The organism is Actinophytocola sp., from assembly GCF_035942955.1.
Classification (GTDB): domain Bacteria; phylum Actinomycetota; class Actinomycetes; order Mycobacteriales; family Pseudonocardiaceae; genus DASYTH01.
This window is the reverse complement of sequence record NZ_DASZCQ010000204.1, coordinates 60139-83222: the sequence shown is the minus strand read 5'-3', so window position 1 is coordinate 83222 and position 23084 is coordinate 60139. Positions and strand designations below refer to the sequence as shown.

Below are 23084 nucleotides of genomic sequence, written 5' to 3'. Positions count from 1 at the left end.
TGGGTCGCTTTTGGGGTGCCGGGTCACCGGACCGCGGCCGACCGGCCGGCGCGCCGACCGGAGAACACGCAGTCCGCAATGGACAGACCGCTGACGTAGGAGTTGGAGCAGATCCCGACCGCGTTGCGCCCGGCGGCGTACAGGCCGGGAACCGGCGGACCGAGCGCGGAGCGGACCTGCCCGGTGTCCTCGTCGACGACGAGGCCGCCGAGCGTGAGCATCGGGCATGGGTAGCCCAGCCGCGGCCGCGACGAGCAGTCGATCAGCGAGAACGGCCCCTCGGCCAGCGGTGAAACCAGATCGGGATGCTTGCCGAACGCGTCGCGACCGTTCCGGCCGTACTCCGCGACCGTCGCCCGGAGCCCGCCGGCGTCGATCCCCGCGCGCCGGGCCACCTGCTCGAGCGTGCCGCTCACCCGGCCGACCCCCAGCAGGTAGCGCGCCTGCATTCGTTGGAACCACAGGGTTTCGGTTCGCAGCTGGCGGCGCGCCGCGCGCAGGATCGGCCGGTCGATCAGCAGCCAGGCCCGGCCGCCGTGCTCGCGGATCATCGCGTCACCCAGCGCCGCCCCGTAGCTGGACTCGTCGACGAACCGCCGTCCGGCCTGGTTGACCAGGATGCCGCGGAGCAGCGCACTCGGCGGGTTGAGGAACCGCCACGCCGAGACGTTGCCCAGCCGGTCGGCGACCCCGCCCACCGCCGTCCCGAGCCGGATCCCGGTGCCGTCATCGCCGAGCGTGCCGAGCGGCAGGCCGCCGCGGAACGCCGGGGCGTGCTCGCGCAGCATCGCGCGGTTGGTGATGAAGCCACCCGCGGCCAGCACGACGCCGCGGTCGGCGGCCACCCGGTACGGCCGCCCGTACCGGCGCTCGAGCGCCTCGATCCGTTTCGCCAGCCGCCGCCCCAGCGCCGGCGCGTACAGCCCTGGCTTGGTCGCGTAGCGGTACAGCATCGCGTGCCGGCGGCGAATCGACGCGGGCGCGCCGGCCAGCGACCGGCACTCCACGCCGACCACCCGCCCGGCCTGGTCGGTGACCAGCCGCCGCGCCGACGTCTGGGTCAGCACCCGCGCGCCCGCGCGCAGCGCCGCGTCGCGCAGCCCGGCGAACAGCACCCGTCCGGAGGTTCCCGGCCCGTGCGCCCGGTGCCCGCGCGCCGCCGGCACCGCGGATTCCCGGAACGGCCAGGCGTTCTCGCTGCCCGAGTAGTACAGGTAGTACTCGTTGTTCGGGTACGAGGTCTTGTACGGGCACAGGCTGGGGTGGAACGGAACCCCCTGCCGCACCAGCCAGTCGATCATGCCGGCGCTCTCGTCGCAGAACCGGCGCAGGGTCTGCGCCGAGACCGCGTCGCCGACCTCCATCCGCAGGTAGTCGAACATCGCCGCCGGCGTGTCCGCCACGCCGGCCGCCCGCTGGATCGCCGTGCCGCCGCCGGCGTAGACCACCCCGCCGGACACCGCGGTCGCGCCGCCGCCGGAGAACCGGTCGAGCACGAGGACGTCGGCGCCGCTCCCGGCCGCCTCGATCGCGGCGCACGCGCCGGCGCCACCGAAGCCGACCACCACGACGTCGGCCCGGTCGTTCCAGGTGTCGTCCACCGCACCTCCTCCTAGCGCCGCGTCGCCACAAACTATAACCTGTTCTAGTATTGCCTATGTGGAGGTGCGATGACCAGCGAGTTCGACGTCGTCGTGGTCGGCTCCGGGGCCGCCGGCATGACGGCGGCGCTGACCGCCGCACGCCACGGGTTGCGCACCGTCCTCGTGGAGAAGGCGGCCACGTTCGGCGGCTCCACCGCCCGTTCCGGCGGCGGGATCTGGGCGCCGAACAACGAGGTGCTGCGCGCGGCGGGCGTGCCGGACACCCCCGAGAAGGCGCGCGCCTACCTCGCCCACATCGTCGGCGACGTGGTCGACGAGCCGCGCCGGCGGGCGTTCCTGGACAACGCTCCGGCGATGATCTCCTTCGTGCAGGCCAACACCCCGCTGCGGTTCGGCTGGGTGCCCGGCTACTCCGACTACTACCCGGAGGCGCCCGGCGGGCTGGCCATTGGTCGCTCGATCGAGGCCCGGCCGCTGGACGCGCACGTGCTCGGCGCGGAGCGGGCCGTGCTGAACCCGCCGTACCTCAAGGCGCCCACCGGCATGGCCGTCACCCAGGCCGACTACCGGTGGATGAACCTGATGGCCCGGCACCCGCGCGGGCTGCTGCGCACCGCCCGGGTGGCCGGCCGGCGGGCAGTTTCCTTGCTGCGCCGGCGAGAGCTGCTGACCATGGGGCAGGCGCTGTCCGCCGGCCTGCGGGTCGGGCTGGCTCGGGCCGGAGTTTCGGTCTGGCTCGACACGCCGCTGGTGAACCTGCACACCGAGGACGGGCGGGTGACCGGCGTGGAGGTGTCCCGCGACGGCGCGCCGGCGCTCATCCGCGCGCGCCGCGGCGTGGTGCTGGCCGCGGGCGGGTTCGAGCACAACGAGCGGATGCGCAAGGAGTATCAGCGGCCGCCCATCGGTACCGAGTGGACGGTGGGCGCGCCGGAGAACACCGGCGACGGGATCGAGGCCGGCATGCGTCTCGGCGCCGCGGTCGAGCTGATGGACGACGCGTGGTGGGGACCGTCGATCTCGCTGCCGAGGGGGCCCTACTTCTGCCTCGCCGAGCGCACGCTGCCCGGCTGCATCCTGGTGAACCAGGCCGGCCGGCGGTTCGTCAACGAGGCCGCGCCGTACGTGGACGCGGTGCACGCCATGTACGACCGGCACACCGAGGACGACCCGCACATCCCGGCCTGGCTGATCGCCGACCAGCGCTACCGCAACCGCTACGTGTTCGCCGGACTCGGCCCGCGCCAACCGTTTCCCGGCCGGTGGTACAGGCACGGCGCGGTGCACCGGGCGGCCACCGTCGAAAAGCTGGCCGCGGCCGTCGGGGCGCCGCCGGAAGCGCTGCGGGCCACGGTCGACCGGTTCAACACGTTCGCGCGCCACGGAATCGACGAAGACTTCCGGCGCGGGCAGAGCGCGTACGACCGCTACTACGGGGATCCACGCAACCGGCCCAACCCCTGCCTCGGCCCGCTCGATCGCGCGCCGTTCTACGCGATCCGGATCGTGCCGGGGGATCTCGGCACCAAGGGCGGGCTGCGCACCGACACCCGCGCCCGGGTGCTGCGCGCGGACGGCAGCGTGATCGAGGGACTGTACGCCGCGGGAAACGCCGCCGCCCCGGTCATGGGCCGGACCTACGCCGGTCCCGGTGCGACGCTCGGCCCGGCGATGGTCTTCGGCTACCTCGCGGCGCTCGACATTGGAGGGATCACATGACGACGGCGGGGGTCCGCACAATTGACGTCGGCGCGCCGCCGACCCGGTTCGCTCGCGGGTGGCACTGCCTCGGGTTGGCGCGCACGTTCCGGGACGGCCAGCCGCACGCGGTGGAGGCGTTCGGCACCAAGCTGGTCGTGTTTGCCACCGAGGACGGCCGGCTCAACGTGCTGGACGCGTACTGCCGGCACATGGGCGGCGACCTGTCCCAGGGCACCGTCAAAGGCGACGCGATCGCCTGCCCGTTCCACGACTGGCGCTGGTCGGGCGCCGGCAGGTGCGTCGGGATCCCTTATGCCAAGCGGATTCCGCTGCGCGCCCGGACCAGGTCGTGGCGCACGCTCGAGCGCAACGGGCAGCTGTTCGTGTGGCACGACCCGCAGGGCAACCCGCCGCCCGAGCACGTGGAGATCCCGGAGACCAAGGGCGCATCGTCCGACGAGTGGAGCGACTGGACCTGGGACACCGTGCGGATCGACGGCTCCAACTGCCGGGAGATCATCGACAACATGGTCGACATGGCCCACTTCTACTACATCCACTTCGCGTTCCCGACCTTCTTCAAGAACGTCTTCGAGGGCCACGTCGCCACGCAGTACCTCACCTCGCGGGCGCGGCCGGACGTCAACGTCGGGTCGAGCTACAGCGTCGAGGGCATGACGCTGCGCTCCGAGGCCTCCTACTACGGTCCGTCATACATGATCAACGACCTGTGGCAGGACTTCGGCGGCACGGTCATCGAGACCGTGCTGATCAACTGCCACTACCCGGTGACCGCGGACTCCTTCGTGCTGCAATGGGGGGTCAGCGTCAAGAAGCTGCCCGGCCTGCCCAAGGAGAAGGCGGACAAGGTGGCCGGCAAGCTGGCCAAGAGCTTCGGCGTGGGCTTCCTGCAGGACGTGGAGATCTGGCGGAACAAGACCAGGATCGACAACCCGCTGCTGTGCGAGGAGGACGGGCCGGTGTACCAGCTGCGGCGCTGGTACGAGCAGTTCTACGTGGACGTCGAGGACGTCACCGAGGACATGACCCGCCGCTTCGAGTTCGAAGTGGACACCACGCGGGCGAACGAGGTGTGGGAGCGGGAGGTCGCGGAGAACCTGGCTCGGCGCAAGGCGGAAGAGGAAGCCGGGGTCTGAGTAGATGTCCACCTGGGCCAAGGCCGGCGAGTCGACCGAGGAGCTGCGCGCAGCCACCCGGCTTGAGACCCGCGAGTTCCTCGAGACGGGGCTGCGGCCGGTCGGCTGCCGCAGCTGCGCGACCCGGGTGCTGGTGCGCAAGGCCAGCGCGGAGCACACCAGCGTGCAATGGACCGCCGACCCGGCGACCAGCTGCCCCGAGTTCGCCGCCCGGGTCTCGGCCGGCGAGTTGTCCGCCCGCATCGACGGCTGCCCCAAGCTGCGCACGAGCATCGAGCTGGCGGTGGCCGAAGGCCTGGTCGAGGTGCCCAAGTGAGCGGAGCTTGCGGAGCGAACCATTCGATACTCCTGCGACTTCGAGGAACGAGAAGACGCAGGCTTGGCGGAGCTTGCGGAGCGAACCATTCGACACTCCTGCGACTTCGAGGAACGAGAAGACGCAGGCTCGGCGGAGCTTGCGCAGCGCACCATTCGACACTGCCCTGCCGCCGAGGAACGAGGCGGCAGGCATGCCGTCACCGAGCTTGCGAGGTGACGGAACATGGCTGACCCGATCAAGCTCACGGTGTCCGAGGTGATCACCGAGACCCCGGACGCCTGCTCCCTGGTGTTCGAGCAGGCCTTCCCGTACCGGCCCGGCCAGTTCCTCACCCTGCGCATTCCCAGCGACCGCACCGGTTCCGTGGCCCGCTGCTACTCGCTGTGTAGCTCACCCCAGGTGGACGGTCACCCGGCTATCACGGTGAAGCGCACCCCCGACGGCTACGCCTCGAACTGGATCTGCGACAACGCCAAGCCGGGTACCACCTTCGAGGCGCTAGGTCCGGCCGGTGTGTTCACCCCGCGCTCCCTCGACGGCGATCTGCTCCTGCTCGCCGCGGGCAGCGGCATCACCCCGATCATGTCGATCATCAAGTCCACCCTCGCCGCGGGCGCGGGCGGCCTCGTTCTCCTCTACGCCAACCGCGACGAGCAGTCGGTCATCTTCCGCGACCGGCTCCGCGCCCTCACCGAGCGGCACCCCGACCGCCTCACTGTGATCCACTGGCTGGAATCCGTGCAGGGCCTCCCGTCCGCCGCCCACGTGCGCGCGCTCACCGCCCCGTTCGACCCGGCCGAGGTGATGATCTGCGGGCCCAAGCCGTTCATGTCCATCGCCCGCACCGCCATGGACCTGCCCAAATCGCGAGTCCACCTGGAACGCTTCGTCTCGCTCGGTGGCAATCCGTTCGACGACGCGACTCCCACGAGCTCCGATGATTCCCGAGCGTCCACAGTGGAGGTTGTGCTGGACGGCGAGCGGCGCCGGCTGCGCTGGCCCGCCCAGACCAGGCTGCTCGACCTGTTCCTCGAAAACGGCCTCGCCGCGCCGTACTCTTGCCGCGAGGGCGCGTGCAGCGCGTGCGCGTGCCGGCTGGTGTCCGGCGAGGTGAAGATGCTCAACAACGAGGTGCTCGAGCAAGAGGACCTCGACGAGGGGATCATCCTCGCCTGCCAGTCACTTCCGGTCACCGACACGATCGAGATCAGCTACGAGTGAGGTGCCGACATGCCGATCGACCCCGCGGTCGCGATCGGGGCCGAGCTGCCCGAGGTGGAGTTCTCCTGGACCTCGTCGGACGTGCTGCTCTACCACCTGGCCCTCGGCGCGGGGCCCGACGATCTCCGCTACGTGCTCGAGGACCGCCTGCGGGTGCTGCCCAGCTTCGGCGTCGTGGCGCCGAGCTTCCGCACGTTCGAGCCGCCCGCGGTGCGCTTCCCCGGCATCGAGATCGACCTGACCAAGGTGCTGCACGGCAGCCAGTCGATCACCCTGCACCGGCCCGTCCCGACCACCGGCAAGGGCGTCGCCCGGCCGCGCATCGCGGACGTGTGGGACAAGGAGAAGGCCGCGGTGATCGTCCAGGAGGCGGCGGTCGCCGACCCGGCCGGCACTCCACTGTGGACGACCAGGTCCACCATCTACGCCCGCGGCGAGGGTGGCTTCGGCGGCGAGCGAGGGCGGTCCATGCGGCCGCAGCCGGCGCCCGACCGCGGCCCAGACTCTATTGTAGACATTCCGACCCTGCCGCAGCAGGCGCTGCTGTACCGGCTGTGCGGGGACCGCAACCCGCTGCACGCCGACCCGGAGTTCGCCGCCCGCGCCGGGTTCCCCCGGCCCATCCTGCACGGACTGTGCACCTGGGGCATGGCCTGCAAGGCCATCGTCGACGCCGTGCTGGACGGCGACGTCACCCGGGTCGGCTCGTACTCGGCCACGTTCTCCGGCGTGGTGTTCCCCGGCGAGACGCTGCGGGTCCGGATCTGGTCCGACGCCGACCACCACACCGCGACCGTCCACGTGGTCGAACGCGACGCCCCCGTGCTCGTCGACGGCCTACTCGTCACCGGCTGATTCCGGCTCGATCGCCTTGACCGCCGGCAATCGGTCCGGTCGCGGGCGTCTCGGCTCCCGAACCCCGGCCGGCTCCCCAGCATCGCGCACCCAGACCGTCACCGTGTCCCACCGCCCGAGCCGCGTGCCCGCGACAGGCCGTTGCGCCACGACGATGCCGTGCAGCAACGGATGCGGACCGTCCGGATCGGGCCCCTGCAGCAGCAGGCCGGCATCGTGCCCGGACAGCCATGCGTCCAGCGCCTGCCTGCCGTGGAAGTTCGGCACCACAACCGACCGGTCAGACTCCTGATCGTCTGACACACCGATCACCCCAGCTCAGGGTAGCCACCGACCCGGCAGGGCGGTAGTCCCGAGCACCTCTAGAGTGGTCCGTCATGCAGAGCAACGACCACGAGGCCGCTCTTGCCGGGCTGCGGGCGGAGCTCGACGCGATCAGGCATCACGGGAAGGCGCTCGACGGCCACGAGCAGTGGCTGAGTGATCACAGCAGGATACTCACCGAGTACGGCCAGGCCCTTGACCGCATGGACAAGTGGGTGGCCCGGCTCGAGCGCGCGCAGGCCGCGTACCACGACGACCACGAGCACGGGGAGCACCGCGAGCTGCGCCGCCGGCTCGACGAGCTGGAGCTGGCCCAGTCGGCGCGGGTGTTCATGGACTGGATCGGGCACGCCCGGCTGCGCACCTCGCCGCGCATCTCGGTGATCATGCCGACCTACAACCGGGTGGCGTTCCTGCCGGCGGCGATCGCGTCGGTCGCCGCCCAGACGTATGCCAACTGGGAGCTGGTGGTCGTCGACGACGCCTGCACGGACCCCACCCCGGAGTTTCTGGCCACAGTGGACGATCCACGGGTGCGGCCGGTCCGGGTCGAGCACGGCGGCGTGTGCGCCGCGCGTAACGCCGGGTTGGCCGCGGCCACCGGGGAGATCATCGCCTACCTCGACGACGACAACACGATGCACCCGTCCTGGCTCAAGTCGGTGGTGTGGGCGTTCGAGCAGCGGCCGGACGTCGACGTGGTGTACGGCGGCATCGTGCTCGACGACGCCGAACGGGTCATCCGCCGCGGATCCGGCGGCCTGCCGAGGATGTTCCTGCGCCCGTACGACCGCGAGGTCCTGCTCCGGGAGAACCTCGCCGACATCAGCGCCATCGCCCATCGCGCCGGGCTGCCCGCCGCCCGGTTCGACGAGTCGCTCGTCGAGATGGGCGACTGGGACCTGCTGTGCGGCCTGACCGCCGAGCGCGACCCGCTCATGCTCCCGGCGATCGCCTGCTTCTACGCCACCGACGCCCCGAACCGGCTCTCCGGCGGGGCCACCTATGACGCCGACTACGAGACGGTGCGCCGCAAGCACGCGCCGGAAGGGGCTCAGCCGTGACCGCGAAGACCAAGATCCTGATGTTCGCCATGGACGCGTGCGAGCCCGACATCGCCCGCCGGCTCGCGGCCTCCGGCGAGATGCCGAACCTGGCCCGCCTGCTGGCCGAGTCGGCCACGGCGACCAGCCGCAACCCGTACGCGATGTTCCCCGGAACCCTGTGGACCAGCTTCTACACGGCCCGATCCGCGGCCAGAACCGGGTTCCACTGCTGGGAGGAGGTCACGCTGGACTACCAGCGGCGGCTGACCAGCCCGCTGGAGGTCCGCGGAACTCCGTTCTGGGAGACGCTTTCCGATGCCGGCAAGCGGGTCTGCGTGATCGACGTCCCGCACTCCCGCGCCGCCACGCCGCTCAACGGCGTCCAGGTGTGCGAGTACGCCGTGCACGACCGGCACTTCGGCTTCCACACCCAGCCGCCGCACCTGGCCAAGGAGCTGGACGCGCAGTTCGGTCTGCACCCGATCCTCGGCGTCGACGCGTACTCCACAAAGGAGTGGTCGCCGGACGACTACGTGCTGCGCGAAGGTCAGCACCGCACCCGGGACGAGAACCGGGCGCTGCTCACCGGCTTGCTCGATGGCATCGACCACAAGACCCGGGTGTCCCTGCACCTGCTCGACCAGGGCGGCTGGGACCTTTTCCTCACGGTGTTCGGCGAGAGCCACAGCGTCGGCCACCAGATGTGGCACCTGCACGACCCGAAGCACCGCTGGCACGACGCCGAGCTCGCCGCGGAGCTCGGTTCCCCGATCGAAGCGGTGTACAAACGGTTCGACCGTGCCCTCGGCGAGCACCTGGCCCGCGTCGATGCGGGCACCACCGCGTTCGTGCTGCTGAGCCACGGAATGGGCCCGCGGTACGAGGCGAACCACCTGCTGCACGAGATCCTGCGCCTGCTGGACCGGGCCGAGGACCGGGGTGTCGGCGGCAGCTCGCTGATGCGCACGGCGAAGCGGGCTTGGGCGCACGCTCCCGGGCCGGTGCGCAACCTGGTGCTGCCGCGCATGTTGCCGGCCCTGCGCCGCCGGGTCGCGACCACCCCGCTGCCAACGGCGACCAACTGGGCGGAGCCGGAGGAGCGGGTCCGGCAGCGCTTCTACGTGTCCCCCAACAACCTCGTGTTCGGCGGCATCCGGATCAACCTGGTGGGCCGGGAACCGAACGGCCGGGTGCACCCCGGCGCCGAGTACGACCGGGTATGCGCCCGGCTCGCCGAGGATCTGCTCGCGCTGGTCAACCTGGACACCGGCGCTCCGGTGGTGCGCGCGGTGACCCGCGCCGAGGACCACTACGACCGCGAGGAGAACGACACCCTGCCCGACCTGTTCATCGACTGGTCGCACGAGGCGCCGGTGGAAACCGTGTGGTCGCCGCGAACCGGCCTGGTGTACGGGCCGGACAACCACTGGCGCACCGGTGATCACCGGCCGGACGGCCTGCTGCTGGCCAGCGGTCCCGGGATCACGCCGGGCGCCGCGCTGCCGGACATCAGCTCGACCGATCTCGGCGCAAGCCTGTCGGCCCGCCTCGGCGTCGAGCTGACCGGCGACGTGGACGGCCGGCCGATCCCATGGATCGCCACCGCGCCAACCGAAGCACCCGTCTAACCGGCCGCGGCCAGCACCAGACCGCTGGTCGGCACACCGGTGCCGGCAGTGACCAGGACATGGTGGGCGCCGTCCACCTGGTTCACCGCCGTACCACGGATCTGGCGCACGGCTTCGGCGATGCCGTTCATGCCGTGGATGTAGGCCTCGCCGAGCTGGCCGCCGTGCGGGTTGAGGGGAAGCCGGCCGCCCAGCTCGATGGCGCCGTCGGCGATGAAGTGGCGGGCGTCGCCGCGGCCGCAGAAGCCCAGCTCTTCCAGCTGTACCAACACGAACGGCGTGAAGTGGTCGTACAGCACGGCGACCGAGACGTCGTCCGGGCCGATGCCGGACTGCCGCCACAGTTGCCGGGCCACGACACCCAGCTCGGGCAGGCCGGTGAGATCGTCGCGGTAGTAGCTGTTCATCACGAACTGGTCCGGGCCGCTGCCCTGAGCGGCCGCGGTGATCACGGCGGGCGGGTGCGGCAGGTCGGCGGCGCGGGCCGCGGATGTCACCACGAGCGCGACCGCGCCGTCGCTCTCCTGGCAGCAGTCCAGCAGCCGCAGGGGTTCGGCGATCCAGCGGGACGCCTGGTGGTCGGCGAGCGTGATCGGCCGGCGGTAGAACCAGGCGTTCGGGTTGGTGGCGGCGTGCCTGCGGTCGGCGACGGCGACGCGGCCGAAGTCCTCGCTGGTGGCGCCGAACTCGTGCATGTAGCGGCGGGCGAACATGGCGACGGTCGCGGCCGGGGTGGCCAGGCCCATCGGGTAGTGCCAGCCGTTGTCCACTCCGGACGACGCGGTCTCGGTGGAGACCCGGCCGAACCGCCGCCCGGAGCGCTCGTTGAACGCGCGGTAGCAGACCACCACGCTCGCCACACCCGTGGCGATCGCCATCGCCGCATGCTGCACGGTCGCGCAGGCGGCGCCGCCACCGTACGGGATCCGGCTGAAGAAGCTCAACGACGGGATGCCCAGCTCGCGGGCGACGGCGATCTCGGCGTTGGCGTCCATCGAGAACGTGACCAGTCCATCCACATCGGACGGAGTGAGCCCGGCATCGGCCAGGGCGGCGCCCACCGCCTCCACGGCGAGCCGCAGCTCGCTGCGCCCGGAGTCCTTGGAGAACTCGGTGGCTCCGATGCCCGCGATGGCCGCTCCGGCGAGGCCAACCCACCCATCCACCCGGGCCGCGCGTCCGCTCCTCATGGCAGCACCACCCGGACCGTGCCGGTCACGTGGTCACCGAGGCTGTTGCGCCCCACCACCTCGACCACGGTCTCCCCGTCCTCGACGGCCACCACCCGGCCCGAGAAGACCAGGGTCTCACAGGCGTAGCACGGCACCCCGAGCTTGATCGAGATGTTCCGCACCAACGCTTCCGGCCCGGCCCAGTCGGTGACGAAGCGCTGCACCAGCCCGGTGTCGGTCAGGATGTTCAGGAAGATGTCCCTGGATCCCCTGGCCACCGCGGCATCCCGGTCGTGGTGCACGTCCTGGAAGTCACGGGTCGCGATCGCCGTGCTCACCACGAACGTCGGCGTCACGTCGATCCGCAGCTCCGGCAGCTCGGTTCCGATCATCGCGGCCGCCACACCGGAAGCGCCAACTCCTCGTCGATCCGGTCGAAGGAAATCCGCACCGGCAGGCCGACGCGCACGTCCTTCGCCGGCACGTCCCGCAGCTCGGCCAGAATTCGCACACCCTCCGGCAGCTCGGCCAGCGCGACCACGAACGGCAGCTCCTTGCCGGGCACCGGCGGATGGTGGTGCACCACATAGGAGTACACCTCGCCCTCCCCGGAAGCCACGATGTACTCCGGCTTCAATGCACCACATTCCGGGCACGCCGGGCCGGGCGGGTGCCGCAACGTATGGCACGCCCCGCACCGCTGGATGCGTAGCTCACGTTGGGCCGTGCCCTCCCAGAAGAACTCCGTGTCCCGGCTGACGACCGGCCGGAGCACATCGCCGCCGGACGGCCGGACAGACGGACGGAACTTGAGCACCCGGAACATCATCTCGGCCACCGGCTCGTCGCCGACGTACCATGTGGACAGTGTGGTGACGAACCACCCCTCGCCCAGCGCCGTGCGTTTCGGACCGGCGACGTCGGCCAGCCGGGAGGTCACGGAGACCCGCTCGCCGACACGCAGGTAGCGGTGATAGGTCTGCTCGCAGTTGGTCGCCACCACCGAGGTGTACCCGGCCTCGTCCAGAATGGCGGTCATCGCCCCGAGCGGGTCGTCGGCGGGTCGCTCGCCGCGCAACCCGTACATGGTCCACACCTGCGTCATCGCCGGCGGCGCCAGCCCGCGTTCGGCGTACACCGCGTTGGTGTCACCCATGGCCTCCAGCCAGTGCCGGATCATGGCCTCGTTGACCGCATCCGGGGCCTCCCGCCGCGCCGACTCACCTCGGGCGGCGACCTCGGCCGCGGCCTGCCCGATGGCACCGGTCATCGCGGCACCCTTGGCAGGCCGAGGCCGGCGGACGCGATCAGCTCGCGCTGGATCTCGTTGACCCCGCCGCCGAAGGTGAGCACCAGGTTGCGCTTGGCCTGCACGTCGAGCCAGCGCAGCAGGGCGGCGGTGTCCGGATCGGACGGATCACCATGCCGGGCAACGAGTTCCTCGAGCAGCTGACCCACCCGCTGGATTCGCTCCGAGCCGAAGACCTTGGTGGCGCTGGCATCCGCGATGTTCACCGGACCGTCCACGGCGGCCACCTGCCAGTTGAGCAGCTCGTTGATCCGCACGACGGCGGCCACCCGAGCCAGCGCCCGGCGCACGTCGGCTCGATCCAGCACGGCGTGCCGGGTGGCCCAGTCGTGGACGCGGTCGTACAGCGCGGCGATCCGGCCGGCCGGGCCGAGCATCACCCGCTCGTGGTTGAGCTGGGTCGTGATCAACCGCCAGCCCGCGTTCTCCGCGCCCACCCGCATGCGCACCGGCACCCTGACGTCTTCGTAGTACGTGGCGTTCACGTGGTGCGCGCCGTCGCAGGTGATGATCGGCGTCCAGGAGTACCCCGGGTCCGAGGTGTCCACGATCAGGATCGAGATTCCCTTGTGCCGCGGGGCTTCCGGGTCCGTACGGCAGGCCAGCCAGATGTAGTCGGCGTCGTGCGCGCCGGTTGTGAAGATCTTCTGCCCGTTGACGACGTACGAGTCGCCGTCGCGCACCGCGGTGGTGCGCAGCGCCGCGAGATCGGTGCCGGCCTCCGGCTCGGTGTAGCCGATCGAGAAGTGCAGCTCGCCGGTGAGGATCCGGGGCAGGAAGAACTCCTTCTGCTCCGGCGTTCCGTGCTCCTGCAGCGTCGGCCCGACCGTCTGCAGCGTGACCGACGGCAGCGGGACGTCCGCCCGCGCCGCCTCGTTGACGAAGATCTGCTGCTCGATCTGGCCGAACCCGCGGCCGCCGTACTCCACCGGCCAGCCGACCCCCAGCCGACCGTCGCGTCCCATGCGGCGCACCACGTCCCGGTACACCGCGCCGTGCCGCTCGGTCAGCATCACCTCGCGCTCGTGCTCGCTCAGCAGCCCGGCAAAGTAGGACCGCAGCTCCGCCTGCAGTGCCGTTTGCTCGGCGGTGAGCTCAATGCGCATGACCCACCCACCGGACGAGATCCTTGGTCATCGAGTAGTAGCGGTGCAGCGGATAGCTCATGTCCACGCCGAGCCCACCGTGCAGGTGATGGCAGGTGTGCAGCGCGGGCAACGCCTCCTCGGCGAGCCAGAGGCCGGCCACGTCCACGTCGGCCGCCTCGAGCCGCCAGCACGCCGCCCACGCGGCGAGGTGCATGGTCCGCGCGGCGATGTAGACGTCCGCGATCTGCTGCGCCACGGCCTGGAAGGTGGCCAGCGGCCGGCCGAACTGCGCACGCGAGCGGACATGGCCCGCGGTGAGGTCGAGCGCCCCGGCCAGCAGGCCGGCACCGGCGACACATCCACAGGCCACGGCCAGCCGGTGAAGCTCGTCGGAATGCCCGCCAAGGGACTCCGCCGGCACGCGATCGAGCCGGAGCGTGAACTCGGGAACACCGCTGGATGTCGGAGTCCGGATGAGCGTGACCCCATCGGCATGCGGGTCCACGATGTAGACCTCGGATCCCACCGGCACGAGCACCCGATGGGCCGCACTCGCGTACGCCACGCCCACCCACGAGCCGGTCAGCCGGCCATCGTCCACAGTGGCCGAACCACGCGGTGCCGAGGTGAGCACCCGGTCACCGGAGGCCACGTCGGGCAGCAGCTCCTCCTGCTGCCGCTCGGTGCCGAACCACGCGATCGGCAGCACGCCGAGGGCGAGCGTCTGCAGAGCCGGCAGCGGCGCGGCGGCCCGGCCCACCTCGGTCAGCAGCACCGCGGTCTCGAGCGCCCCGAGGCCCTCGCCGCCCAGCCGTTCGGGGATCGGCAGGGCGAGCAGTCCGGCACGGCTCAACGCCTTCCACGCCGTCTCGTCGGACTCCCGGGCCAGCGTCTCCCGCGCGACGGCCGCGATCGTCCGCTGCGTGTCGTCGAGCGCGAAGTCCACGATGACCCTCCTCGGCTGAAACCTGTTCTAGTCTAGCGGCCGGCGGCGGCTTCCAGTAGATCCCGCAACGCATCGGGCACGGCGCTGGATGCCACTCGGCCAGCCGCAGGAACGAGTACAGCCGGGCGGCCACCGCGAACGTGGTCGGCGCCGCGAACCGGGCCCAGTCCCGCAGCATGCCGGGCCGATGGTCGCGTGGTGCTCCTTACCGGCCCGGTTTCCGGCGGCGATGGCCGGCAGCCGCTCCGCCGGACTGTCCACAGTGGTGCACAAGGAGGTGAACATCCCGGGCGCACGTGGTTGCCGATGTCGAAGTCGTGGTCCTCGACCCGGACCGGATGATCGAGATCCAGCGGGACCGCGGGCAGCCTGCGGCGAAACGCCGGCACCACGTTGAGCTGCGTCACCAGCTCGTCGGCCGGCTTGTGGAACGCGTATCCGCCTGGCATGGTCGTGGAGTCCACGACGACCAGCCCGCAGGCGTGCAGGAGCCGCGAGGACCTCTCCAGGTAGAGAAAGCTGGCGTCCGGGCCACTGAGTCCCTGCACGTCACCAGGCTACGTCACAAATAGAACGTGTTCTAATTCGGGTGAGGATGGTCACATGAGCAGGCTCCTGCTGGCGCGCCGGGTGGCCCAGCTCGGGCTGACCGCGAACGCGCTGCGGCCCGCCCGCGGGGTCTGGTCGTCGATCCCGGCGTTCTTCGCCGGCTGGCTCACCGCCGAGTTGGCGCCGCAGCTGCTGGTCGCGCAGTCCGCCGGCGCGATTGCCCAGCTGGCCCGCGGCCGGGTGCGCACCCGCGACGAGCGGCTCGCGCTGGCCATGAGCGGGCTGTCCATCGCCGGGCTCGGCGCACTGATCGCGTCCGGGCGAAGCGCGCGCAAGGAGGTCGAGCACGCGCTACGCGAGACCCTCGGCGAGGACTACGCGAGCGGCCTCGAACGGCTGCCCGAGCCGGCCGACCTGGCCACCCCGTGGCGCGACCTGATCGTGCCGTTCCGGATGCGCAACCCCGAGGTGGTCCGGCTGCGCAACCTGCCGTACGCGCCCGGCGGCCGGCGGTTCCACCTGGACGTCTACCACCACGAGCGGCGGCCCACCGGACGCCCGGTGCTGCTGCACGTGCACGGCGGCGCCTGGGTGGTGGGCAGCAAGGACGAGCAGGGCATCCCGCTGATGCTGCACATGGCGGCCAAGGGCTGGGTGTGCGTGTCGGTCAACTACCCGCTGGCGCCGCGCTCGCGGTGGCCGGAGCACATCATCGCGGTCAAGCGGGCCCTGGCCTGGATCCGCGCGCACGGCGAGGAGTACGGCGCCGACCCGTCGTTCGTGGCGGTCACCGGCGGGTCGGCCGGCGGGCACCTGGCAGCCCTGCTCGCCTTGAGCCCCAACGATCCGGCGTTCCAACCGGGATTCGAGGACGCGGACACCGAAGTGCAGGCCTGCGTTCCGCACTACGGCGCGTACGACTTCGCGGGCGAGACCGGAACTCGGGCGACGAAGCAGCGGCTGCGCTGGGTGGCCCGCTACGTCGTCGGCCAGGATCCCAAGCGCCATCCCGAGATCTACCGCGCCGCCTCCCCGCTGTCCCGGGTGAACGCCGACGCCCCGCCGTTCTTCGTGATCCACGGCCACGGCGACAGCCTGATCCCGGTCGCGGAGGCGCGTGCCTTCGTCGACGCGCTGCGCGCCGTGTCCGGCAACCCGGTCGTCTACGCCGAGCTGGCCGGCGCCCAGCACGCGTTCGACATCTTCCCGTCCATCCGCAGCGCCCACGTGGTCCGCGGCGTGGAGCGCTTCCTGGACTGGACCTACCGCCGGTCAGTCGCGGGGCAGGCCGAGCAGCCGCTCACCGATCACGTTGAGCAGGATCTGGCTGGTGCCACCGGCGATGCTCAGGCAGCGGGTGAGCAGGAATTCGTGCAGTAGCTCGCCGTCGGCGCCGAGCAGGTCGAGCGCGGCCTCGGCGACGTCCTGCCGGTGCCGCACGCCGATCAGCTTGCGCAGGCCGGACTCCGCGCCGGGATCCTGCCCCTCGAGTTGCCGCAGCGTGGCCCTGAAGTCCACAAGGGACACCGCGGCGCCGGTGGCCACCAGTGCTCCGATCCGTTGCCGGGTCACGGGATCGGGGTCGTCAAGCCGGGTGAGCAGCCGCTCGACCGCCGCACCGAGGGACGAACCGCCGGACATCGCCACCCGCTCGTCGGCCAGCGTGGCGCGGGCCAGCCGCCAGCCGTCGTTCACGGCGCCGACCACGCAGTCGTCCGGCACGAACACGCCGTCGAGGAACACCTCGTTGAACCGTTCCGCTCCGGTGATCTCCCGCAGCGGCCGGATGTCCAGGCCGGCGGCGCGCATGTCCACCAGGAAGTAGGTGATGCCCTTGTGCTTGGGGGCGCCGGGATCCGTGCGGGCAAGGCAGATCCCCCAGTCCGCCTCGCGCGCCCGGGAGGTCCAGACCTTCTGGCCGGACAGCCGCCAGCCCCCGTCGACCCGGCTCGCCCTGGTGCGCAGCGCGGCCAGATCCGATCCGGCCTCCGGCTCGCTGAACAGCTGGCACCAGTCGATCTCACCGCGCAGGGTCGCCGGCACGAACCGGTCGCGCTGGGCTTGGGTGCCGTGCCGGGCGATCGTCGCCGCGGCCCAGTTTCCGATGAGCAGGTCAGGCCGCCGCACGCCGGCCGCGGCCAGCTCCTCGTCGATCATCAGCTGGACCCGCGGCGCGGCGTCCACTCCGTACGGTCGCGGCCAGTGCGGAACCAGGTATCCGGACTCGACCAGCCGCGCGCGCTGCCGTTCTGGCGGCAGCGCGGCGATGTCCCGCGCGAATGCCCGCACCGCACGGCGTTGCTCGTCGGCGTGGGACTCCAGCTCCAGGTGCCGGCGCGCCCCACCGAGCGCCAGGTCGGCCGCGCGCAGGCGCCACCGGGAGCTCCCGCCGAGCAGCTGGCGCAGGGCGACCGCGCGGCGCAGGTACAGGTGCGCGTCGTGCTCCCAGGTGAACCCGATGCCGCCGAGCACCTGAATGCAGTCCTTCGCGTTGTCCACCGCGGCATCCAGCGCGAGGGCGGCGGCGCCGGCGGCGGCGAGCGGATGCTGATCCGTGGGGTAGGCCCGTGCGGCGTCCCAGGCGACCGCGGCGGCCTGCTCTGCCCGGCAGAGCTGTTCCGCGCACAGGTGCTTGACCGCCTGGAACGCGCCGATCGGCCGGCCGAACTGCCGGCGCACCGCGGCGTAGTCGGCCGAGGTCCGCACGCACCACCCGGCCACCCCGGCCGCCTCGGCGGCGGCCAGCGTGGCCGCGAGGTCGCCGACCAGGCTCAGCGACAGCCAGGGCAGGCACCGATCGCCGGACACCGGGACCCGGTCGAGCGTCACCCGGCCGACCAACTGGGACGGATCGGCACCGTCCAGTCGGGTCACCGTGACACCCGGTTGGCCGGGGCGCAGGGCGAACCAGACCTCGCCGCCGGGTCCGGACGCGACGAGCAGCAGGTGGCCGGACCCTTTCGCGCCGAGCACCGGTTCGACGGCGCCGCTGACCAGGATGCCGTCGCCGTGCGCCGCCGCGGTGAGCGCGCCGGGCGACAGCGCGACGGCCGCCGTGCCGGTGCCGTCGGCCAGGTGCGGTAGAAGCTCCTTGGCCGTCGGCGAATCCTGTTGGCGGGCAAGCAGAATCCCGGCCAGGACGGTGGGCAGGACCGGGCCGGGGACCAGCGCGCCTGCGGCCTGCTCGAGTGCGGCACACTGGTCGTCCAGACCACAGCCCGCCCCGCCCAGCTCCTCGGGCAGCGCGATGGAGAACAGCCCGATGCGCGCCAGCTCCGGCCAAAGCCGCCCCCACGCGTCCGGCTCCCCCGCGGCCATGGCCCGGACCGCGGCAATCGGGTCGGTCCGCGCGGTAGCGTCGGAGAGGGACTGCTGGACCGCGCGCTGCTCCTCGGTGATCGCGATCGACACGGGGGCTAGTATAGAACGTGTTTCAGTTTAGTAGCCGAGACGAGGGACCACCCGGATGACCACGACGCCGAAATCCCGCACCTCAGGCGGCAACGCGCTGAACGTGCTCACCGACTCCGAGCTCGGCTCCGCCGCCCAGCGCGACCGCCGCAAGCGCATCCTGGACGCCACCATCGCGCTGGCCTCCAAGGGTGGGTTCGAGGCGGTCCAGATGCGCGCCGTGGCCGAACGCGCGGACGTCGCCCTCGGCACCCTCTACCGGTACTTCCCGTCCAAGATCCACCTGCTGGTCTCCGGCCTGGCCCGGGAGCTCGAGCGCGGCCAGGAACGCCTCGACCGCATCACGATCCCCGGCGACACCCCCTACGAGCGCGTCCTTTTCATGCTCGGCCGGGTCACCCGCGCCATGCAGCGCGACCCCCACCTCACCGAGGCCATGACCCGCGCCTTCATGTTCGCCGACGCCACCGCCGCCACCGAGGTGGACACCGTCGGCAAACTCATGGACAAAATGTTCACCCGCGCCATGCACCCCGACGCCGACCCCACCGACGAAGACCGCGCCATCGCCCGCGTCATCACCGACGTCTGGCTGTCCAACCTCGTCGCCTGGGTCACCCGCCGCGCCTCCGCCACGGACGTCGCCGATCGCCTCGAGCTGACCGTCCGCCTACTCCTGACTCGTCCGCCGCTCCGGGATTGACGCGTCGGTTGCGTTCCAGCGGACTGCGCCCACTTCTGGCCTGACCGCCCGGTCACGGAGATCGGATCACCGAGAACGCGGGCGGTCGCACGGCGATCTTGCTGCAGGACCTCACTGTCCGATGTGGGCGAGAACGAACGGGTAGCCGCGGAGGCCGGCGGCGGCCGGGCGGCCGGGGGTGGGATCGCCGGCCACCCAGAGTTGTCCCGTCTCGGGCGATGTTGGCGGCAGCGGGTAGCTCGTAGGCGCATCAATGTCTGGCTGTCCAACCTCGTCGCCTGGGGTCGCCCGGCGCGGCGGTCGTTTCCACGGCGATCTTGCTGCAGGACCTCACTGTCCGATGTGGGCGAGGGAGACGAACGGGTAGCCGGGGAGGCCGGCGGCGGCGGGGCGGCCGGGGGTGGGGTCGCCGGCCACCCAGAGTTGTCCGGTCTCGGCGATGTTGGCCAGGAGCGGGTAGCCGGACCGCAGGCGTACCGAGGTGATGTGGCCGTCGGTGAGAATTGCCTGGAGCCGCACGGTGATCACTCGGTCGACGAGCTTCGTGCGGGAGTCGAGGGCCACGGAGATCGCGGTCCACGGGCCGGATTCGAGGAGCCGCGCGATCCGGGTGGAGGTCAGGTAGGTGCGCACGTCCGACAGCAGGCTGGCGACGAGCAGCAGGACCACGATGCCCACCCCGATGATGCCCTCGAGCCGGTGCGGGTTGTCGTCGACGAGGACGATTGCCAGCGCGGCGACGGCCGGGAGGAACGCCAGCAGGTGCGCGAACAGCGGCGCGCGGGCGACCCGCCGGTCGTTGGCCAGGCCCGCGGCCGCGACGAGGTCGTCGGCCGCCCGCGGCAACCGGGCCGGGGCCACCTGCTCGGGCCGGACCGGGACGGCCGGCCCGTCGGCATTTTCCACCACCTCGGCGGTGGAGGTGGACACCGCGAGACCGGCCGAGCAGAACAGCACCTTGCCGTCGGCATTCGGCCCCACCAGCCAGATCCGCCCGGTCCGGGCCAGCACCTGCTGATCGGCCCAGCGCGCCGGGTACCAGCTCAGCCACATCGTGCCGTCCACGAGCAGCCGCGTCTCACCGCCGAACAACCCGGCCTCGTCGGGATCCTCCGGCGCGAACACCTCGACCGTGCCCACCCGCCACGGCTGCGACTCCAGCAGCCGGTTGTCGGACCGCTCCGACCTGGCCAGCAGCACCGGCACCACGGACAGCAGCAAGCCAACCACGGTCGCCAGGCCCAGCAGCACGACGGCGACCCACGAGGCGCCCACCGCGAACAACCATCCGAACGTCCCGGCCAGCACGACGGTCACCACCCAGATCCGCACCGCCGCGCGCCGCACGTCCGCCCCGGCCCGCGTCCACGGCACGCTCTCGACGGCCGCCCCCTCCGTGCTCGGTTGCCACACCGGCACCTCGTACGCTTCGCCCGCCCCGGTCATCGCGCCCTAACGCCTGGCGACCAGCGCCAGCGCGGGGCCGTGCGGATGGTCGGGCTGGTCGAACCCGACCGCCTCGATCCGCCACCCGAAATGCGTGAGCGCCGCGAACAGGTCGGCGCGGGTCAACCAGTTGCTGTACCGGGCACTTCCGCCGCAGAAACCCTTGAGCCGGAGCGCGCTTTCGTAATTGAACCGGTGCAGTGTGTGTTCGAGGCCGGCCTGGGTCGCGCGCTCATGGGTGGAGAATCTCGGCGCGAGCAACTCGCTGCCGTTGACCACCGCCTCGTCATATACGTGCGTCCAGAGGAAAAGCTGGTCGGCCACTGTGGAGATAAGCTCAAGTGTCTCAACGGGATTACGCATGTGGTACAGCACGCCGCTGGCGAAAACCACGTCATATGTTTCCTCGGTCGACCGCAGGAACTCCACGAAGTCGCCGAGCAGGAACCGCACCCGGTGCAGGTCGAGGAGCTCCTTGGCGATCAGGCACTTCAGGTACGCCCGCGTCTGCGCCTCCACCGCGGTCACCATGGCGCCCGCCCGCTCGAGCAGGTAGCTGTGCCCGCCCTCCAGGGGACCGAGCTCGAGCACGCGGCGGTCGGTGAGGTCGCCGAGCCGGCCCAACGCCCATTCCACGCGGTCGTCCTCGAACAGCGGGATGGAACCGGCCCGCACGCCGTCCAGCGGCGCCGGCAGCCGGGACGACCACTCGCCGGCGAACACGTCCACCGCATTCTGCGGCGACGGGGCCGACGTGACGTACTCATCGAGGATCGACGGCGCCTCGACCGCCCCGTCGGCGCCCCGGACGAAGAACCGCCGAAGCCGCGAGCGAAGCATCACCTGGGACTCCCGTCTGCCGCGGCCGAATATATCCGCTCCGAAATCCGGCGCTCGAATCCGGTCATTCCGCGTTCGGGGTATCGGCGGTCAGCCGAGCGGACTACACCGGGCCGGCCTCCCCGCCGGAAGCGGCCGGGGCCGCTGGACCGGTGGCCGGCCGGGAGGCATGCTGTGCGCGTGTCTACGGAACAACAGAACGTGCCGGCCTTCGATCTGATCGGGAAGCGGTACGACGAGTCCTTTGTCGAGCGTGACGTGCAGCTCGCCGAGGGGGCGTGGCTGATCCGGCAGCTCCCCCCCGGGGCCAGGGTGCTGGATCTGGGGTGCGGCAGCGGGCTGCCCACCGCCAAGCAGCTGCTCGACGCCGGCGTCGAGGTGGTCGGCGTCGACGAGTCGCAGGTCATGCTCCAGCTCGCCGAGCAGCAGGCGCCCGGCGGGCGGTACCTGCATCAGGATCTGCGGGACGTCGACGAGCTCGGCGAGTTCGACGCGGTGGTCGCGTTCTTCGCGCTGCTCATGCTGCCGCGGGCGGACATCCCGCCGCTGCTCGAGCGGATCCGCGCCCGGCTGCGCGGGCCGAAGCTGTTGCTGATCTCCATGGTGCATGGGGACTTCGACCTGTTCCCCATCGTCTTTCTCGGCGCCCCAACGGGTGTATCGGCCTACCCGCCCGCCACGCTCCGCCAGGTGGTCACCGACGCCGGGTACGAGGTGCTCGACCTGCAGGAGATCGAGGCCGAGGCGGAGCCGGGCCGCATCGAGGTCCAGATCTACCTGCGCGCAAGGGCCCTGGACTAGGGACCGGCTACAACCACTCGGTGGCGGCCAGGCTGGCCCGCAGCTTGGCCAGCGCCCGGTGCTGGGCCACCCGGACGGCCGTCGCGGTGAGACCGATGGCCACCGCGGTCTCCTGCGCCGACAGGCCGACGACCAGCCGAAGGACCAGGATGTCGCGCTGCCGCGGGGCGAGGGTGTCGAGCAGCCTGACCAGCCGGGCCCGCATGTCGGCCCGCAGGGTCTGCTGCTCGGGGGTGCCCTCCAGGTCGATCCCGTCGGGCACGTCGGCCGCGGGCTCGGACTTGTCCCGCCCGGCCCGCCGGTAGTGGTCGGCGACCTTGTGCGCGGCGATGCCGTAGACGAACGGCAGGAACGACGCCGGCTCGTCGTCGTAGCGCGGCAGCGCGCCGAGCACCGCCAGGCACACCTCCTGGGCCACGTCGTCGGCCGACGAGTACGCGGCGCCGGTGCGGCCGATCCGGGCCCGGCAGTAGCGCACGATCGCCGGGTGGATCCACACGAACAGGGTGCCGGTCGCCTCCGGGTCGCCGGCCAGCGCGGCCGCGACGAGCTCGTGGAAGGCGGCGCTCTTCAGCCTGGTGAAGATCGCGTCGGAGCTGGCGCCGGGGTCCGGCGCGGGCGTCGACTCGGGCAGTCCGGCTGCCGGCGATTCATCTGATGTCACGGACGAGCTCACGCGAACCCCTCAAGTCGACAAACACCACCACGACAACGACCCGCCGCCGGCGGGGATACGGCCCTACGACGGCGCCTCGCTGCCGGGTGGGGAAGGCCCTGGCCCGGGATCCTTCGGTTGCACACGGGGATAATTGCTGATTCAACGGAGGGGCCGACAGGGTCCAAGGTCCCGAACGCGGGGAGTCCGCCCGGTCGTGGCGGCAATCAGACCCTTTCGGGCGATCCGGTGAGCCCGGGTGGCGCCATCGGAAAATCTTTGTGGTCAGATTTATGTCAGGGCAAGGAA

22 protein-coding genes are annotated in these 23084 nt (G+C 71.6%); 10 read left to right on the top strand and 12 right to left on the bottom strand.

Going from position 1 to position 23084, the window contains the following annotated elements:
- Positions 1-23 precede the first annotated feature (23 nt).
- A complete protein-coding gene (locus tag VGX25_RS20385; RefSeq protein WP_326919430.1) occupies positions 24-1601 on the bottom strand; it encodes an FAD-binding protein in 1578 nt (525 codons plus the stop codon).
- Positions 1602-1670: 69 nt separating this feature from the next.
- Here VGX25_RS20385 and kstD point away from each other — a divergent pair, with 69 nt between their 5' ends.
- From kstD to VGX25_RS20360, 5 genes are all read left to right on the top strand, one after another.
- Entirely contained in the window at positions 1671-3323 is a 1653-nt protein-coding gene (kstD, locus tag VGX25_RS20380) for a 3-oxosteroid 1-dehydrogenase (RefSeq protein ID WP_326919429.1), read from the top strand.
- Positions 3320-4462 (top strand): Rieske 2Fe-2S domain-containing protein, encoded by a 1143-nt coding sequence (locus tag VGX25_RS20375; protein ID WP_326919428.1) that lies wholly within the window; start codon positions 3320-3322, stop codon positions 4460-4462. Before kstD ends, VGX25_RS20375 begins: the two co-directional genes overlap by 4 nt.
- Positions 4463-4466: 4 nt before the next feature.
- A complete protein-coding gene (locus tag VGX25_RS20370) occupies positions 4467-4778 on the top strand; it encodes a hypothetical protein (protein ID WP_326919427.1) in 312 nt (103 codons plus the stop codon).
- Between the two features lie 225 nt (positions 4779-5003).
- Complete coding sequence (locus VGX25_RS20365; protein ID WP_326919426.1) at positions 5004-6002, top strand: ferredoxin--NADP reductase; 999 nt, start codon at positions 5004-5006, stop codon at positions 6000-6002.
- Between the two features lie 9 nt (positions 6003-6011).
- The gene (locus VGX25_RS20360; RefSeq protein WP_326919425.1) at positions 6012-6857 is read left to right on the top strand and encodes a MaoC/PaaZ C-terminal domain-containing protein; all 846 of its coding nucleotides are present in this window, start codon (positions 6012-6014) and stop codon (positions 6855-6857) included.
- On the opposite strand, the gene VGX25_RS20355 is transcribed toward VGX25_RS20360, so the two are convergent.
- The gene (locus VGX25_RS20355) at positions 6840-7160 is read right to left on the bottom strand and encodes a hypothetical protein (protein ID WP_326919424.1); all 321 of its coding nucleotides are present in this window, start codon (positions 7158-7160) and stop codon (positions 6840-6842) included. The two genes, VGX25_RS20360 and VGX25_RS20355, sit on opposite strands and share 18 nt — an antisense overlap.
- Before the next feature lie 74 nt (positions 7161-7234).
- Here VGX25_RS20355 and VGX25_RS20350 point away from each other — a divergent pair, with 74 nt between their 5' ends.
- Both VGX25_RS20350 and VGX25_RS20345 read left to right on the top strand, forming a co-directional pair.
- Positions 7235-8245 carry a glycosyltransferase family A protein gene (locus VGX25_RS20350; RefSeq protein WP_326919423.1) on the top strand — a complete coding sequence of 337 codons (1011 nt, stop codon included), beginning with the start codon at positions 7235-7237 and terminating at the stop codon, positions 8243-8245.
- The gene (locus VGX25_RS20345) at positions 8242-9855 is read left to right on the top strand and encodes an alkaline phosphatase family protein (protein WP_326919422.1); all 1614 of its coding nucleotides are present in this window, start codon (positions 8242-8244) and stop codon (positions 9853-9855) included. Before VGX25_RS20350 ends, VGX25_RS20345 begins: the two co-directional genes overlap by 4 nt.
- Here VGX25_RS20345 and VGX25_RS20340 read toward each other — a convergent pair.
- From VGX25_RS20340 to VGX25_RS20315, 6 genes are read right to left on the bottom strand one after another with little or no spacing between them, the layout of a single operon-like run.
- A complete protein-coding gene (locus VGX25_RS20340; protein ID WP_326919421.1) occupies positions 9852-11045 on the bottom strand; it encodes a lipid-transfer protein in 1194 nt (397 codons plus the stop codon). The genes VGX25_RS20345 and VGX25_RS20340 overlap by 4 nt on opposite strands.
- Entirely contained in the window at positions 11042-11419 is a 378-nt protein-coding gene (locus VGX25_RS20335; RefSeq protein WP_326919420.1) for a MaoC family dehydratase, read from the bottom strand. The genes VGX25_RS20340 and VGX25_RS20335 overlap by 4 nt, the downstream gene beginning before the upstream one ends.
- On the bottom strand, positions 11416-12297 hold the full coding sequence (locus VGX25_RS20330; RefSeq protein ID WP_326919419.1) for a bifunctional MaoC family dehydratase N-terminal/OB-fold nucleic acid binding domain-containing protein: 882 nt from the start codon (positions 12295-12297) through the stop codon (positions 11416-11418). Before VGX25_RS20330 ends, VGX25_RS20335 begins: the two co-directional genes overlap by 4 nt.
- Complete coding sequence (locus VGX25_RS20325) at positions 12294-13442, bottom strand: acyl-CoA dehydrogenase family protein (RefSeq protein ID WP_326919418.1); 1149 nt, start codon at positions 13440-13442, stop codon at positions 12294-12296. Before VGX25_RS20325 ends, VGX25_RS20330 begins: the two co-directional genes overlap by 4 nt.
- Positions 13432-14370 carry an acyl-CoA dehydrogenase family protein gene (locus VGX25_RS20320; RefSeq protein ID WP_326919417.1) on the bottom strand — a complete coding sequence of 313 codons (939 nt, stop codon included), beginning with the start codon at positions 14368-14370 and terminating at the stop codon, positions 13432-13434. Before VGX25_RS20320 ends, VGX25_RS20325 begins: the two co-directional genes overlap by 11 nt.
- A gap of 32 nt (positions 14371-14402) precedes the next feature.
- Positions 14403-14918, bottom strand: coding sequence for a wax ester/triacylglycerol synthase domain-containing protein (locus VGX25_RS20315; protein ID WP_326919416.1), 516 nt, complete (start codon positions 14916-14918; stop codon positions 14403-14405).
- Between the two features lie 55 nt (positions 14919-14973).
- Between VGX25_RS20315 and VGX25_RS20310 the strand changes: the two genes are divergently transcribed.
- Complete coding sequence (locus VGX25_RS20310; protein ID WP_326919415.1) at positions 14974-16299, top strand: alpha/beta hydrolase; 1326 nt, start codon at positions 14974-14976, stop codon at positions 16297-16299.
- On the opposite strand, the gene VGX25_RS20305 is transcribed toward VGX25_RS20310, so the two are convergent.
- Positions 16192-18330 carry an acyl-CoA dehydrogenase gene (locus VGX25_RS20305; protein ID WP_326919414.1) on the bottom strand — a complete coding sequence of 713 codons (2139 nt, stop codon included), beginning with the start codon at positions 18328-18330 and terminating at the stop codon, positions 16192-16194. The two genes, VGX25_RS20310 and VGX25_RS20305, sit on opposite strands and share 108 nt — an antisense overlap.
- Positions 18331-18385: 55 nt before the next feature.
- Here VGX25_RS20305 and kstR point away from each other — a divergent pair, with 55 nt between their 5' ends.
- On the top strand, positions 18386-19033 hold the full coding sequence (kstR, locus tag VGX25_RS20300) for a cholesterol catabolism transcriptional regulator KstR (RefSeq protein ID WP_326919413.1): 648 nt from the start codon (positions 18386-18388) through the stop codon (positions 19031-19033).
- Positions 19034-19363: 330 nt separating this feature from the next.
- Here the strand turns inward: kstR and VGX25_RS20295 are convergent, their stop codons facing one another.
- The gene (locus tag VGX25_RS20295; protein ID WP_326919412.1) at positions 19364-20479 is read right to left on the bottom strand and encodes a hypothetical protein; all 1116 of its coding nucleotides are present in this window, start codon (positions 20477-20479) and stop codon (positions 19364-19366) included.
- Between the two features lie 6 nt (positions 20480-20485).
- Positions 20486-21319 (bottom strand): class I SAM-dependent methyltransferase, encoded by an 834-nt coding sequence (locus VGX25_RS20290; RefSeq protein ID WP_326919449.1) that lies wholly within the window; start codon positions 21317-21319, stop codon positions 20486-20488.
- A gap of 180 nt (positions 21320-21499) precedes the next feature.
- On the opposite strand from VGX25_RS20290, the gene VGX25_RS20285 reads away from it, so the two are divergent.
- Positions 21500-22120, top strand: a complete 621-nt coding sequence (locus VGX25_RS20285; RefSeq protein ID WP_326919411.1) for a class I SAM-dependent methyltransferase — start codon at positions 21500-21502, stop codon at positions 22118-22120.
- 7 nt (positions 22121-22127) lie between these two features.
- Here VGX25_RS20285 and shbA read toward each other — a convergent pair whose 3' ends face one another.
- Complete coding sequence (shbA, locus tag VGX25_RS20280; protein ID WP_326919410.1) at positions 22128-22796, bottom strand: RNA polymerase sigma factor ShbA; 669 nt, start codon at positions 22794-22796, stop codon at positions 22128-22130.
- Positions 22797-23084: the final 288 nt, after the last annotated feature.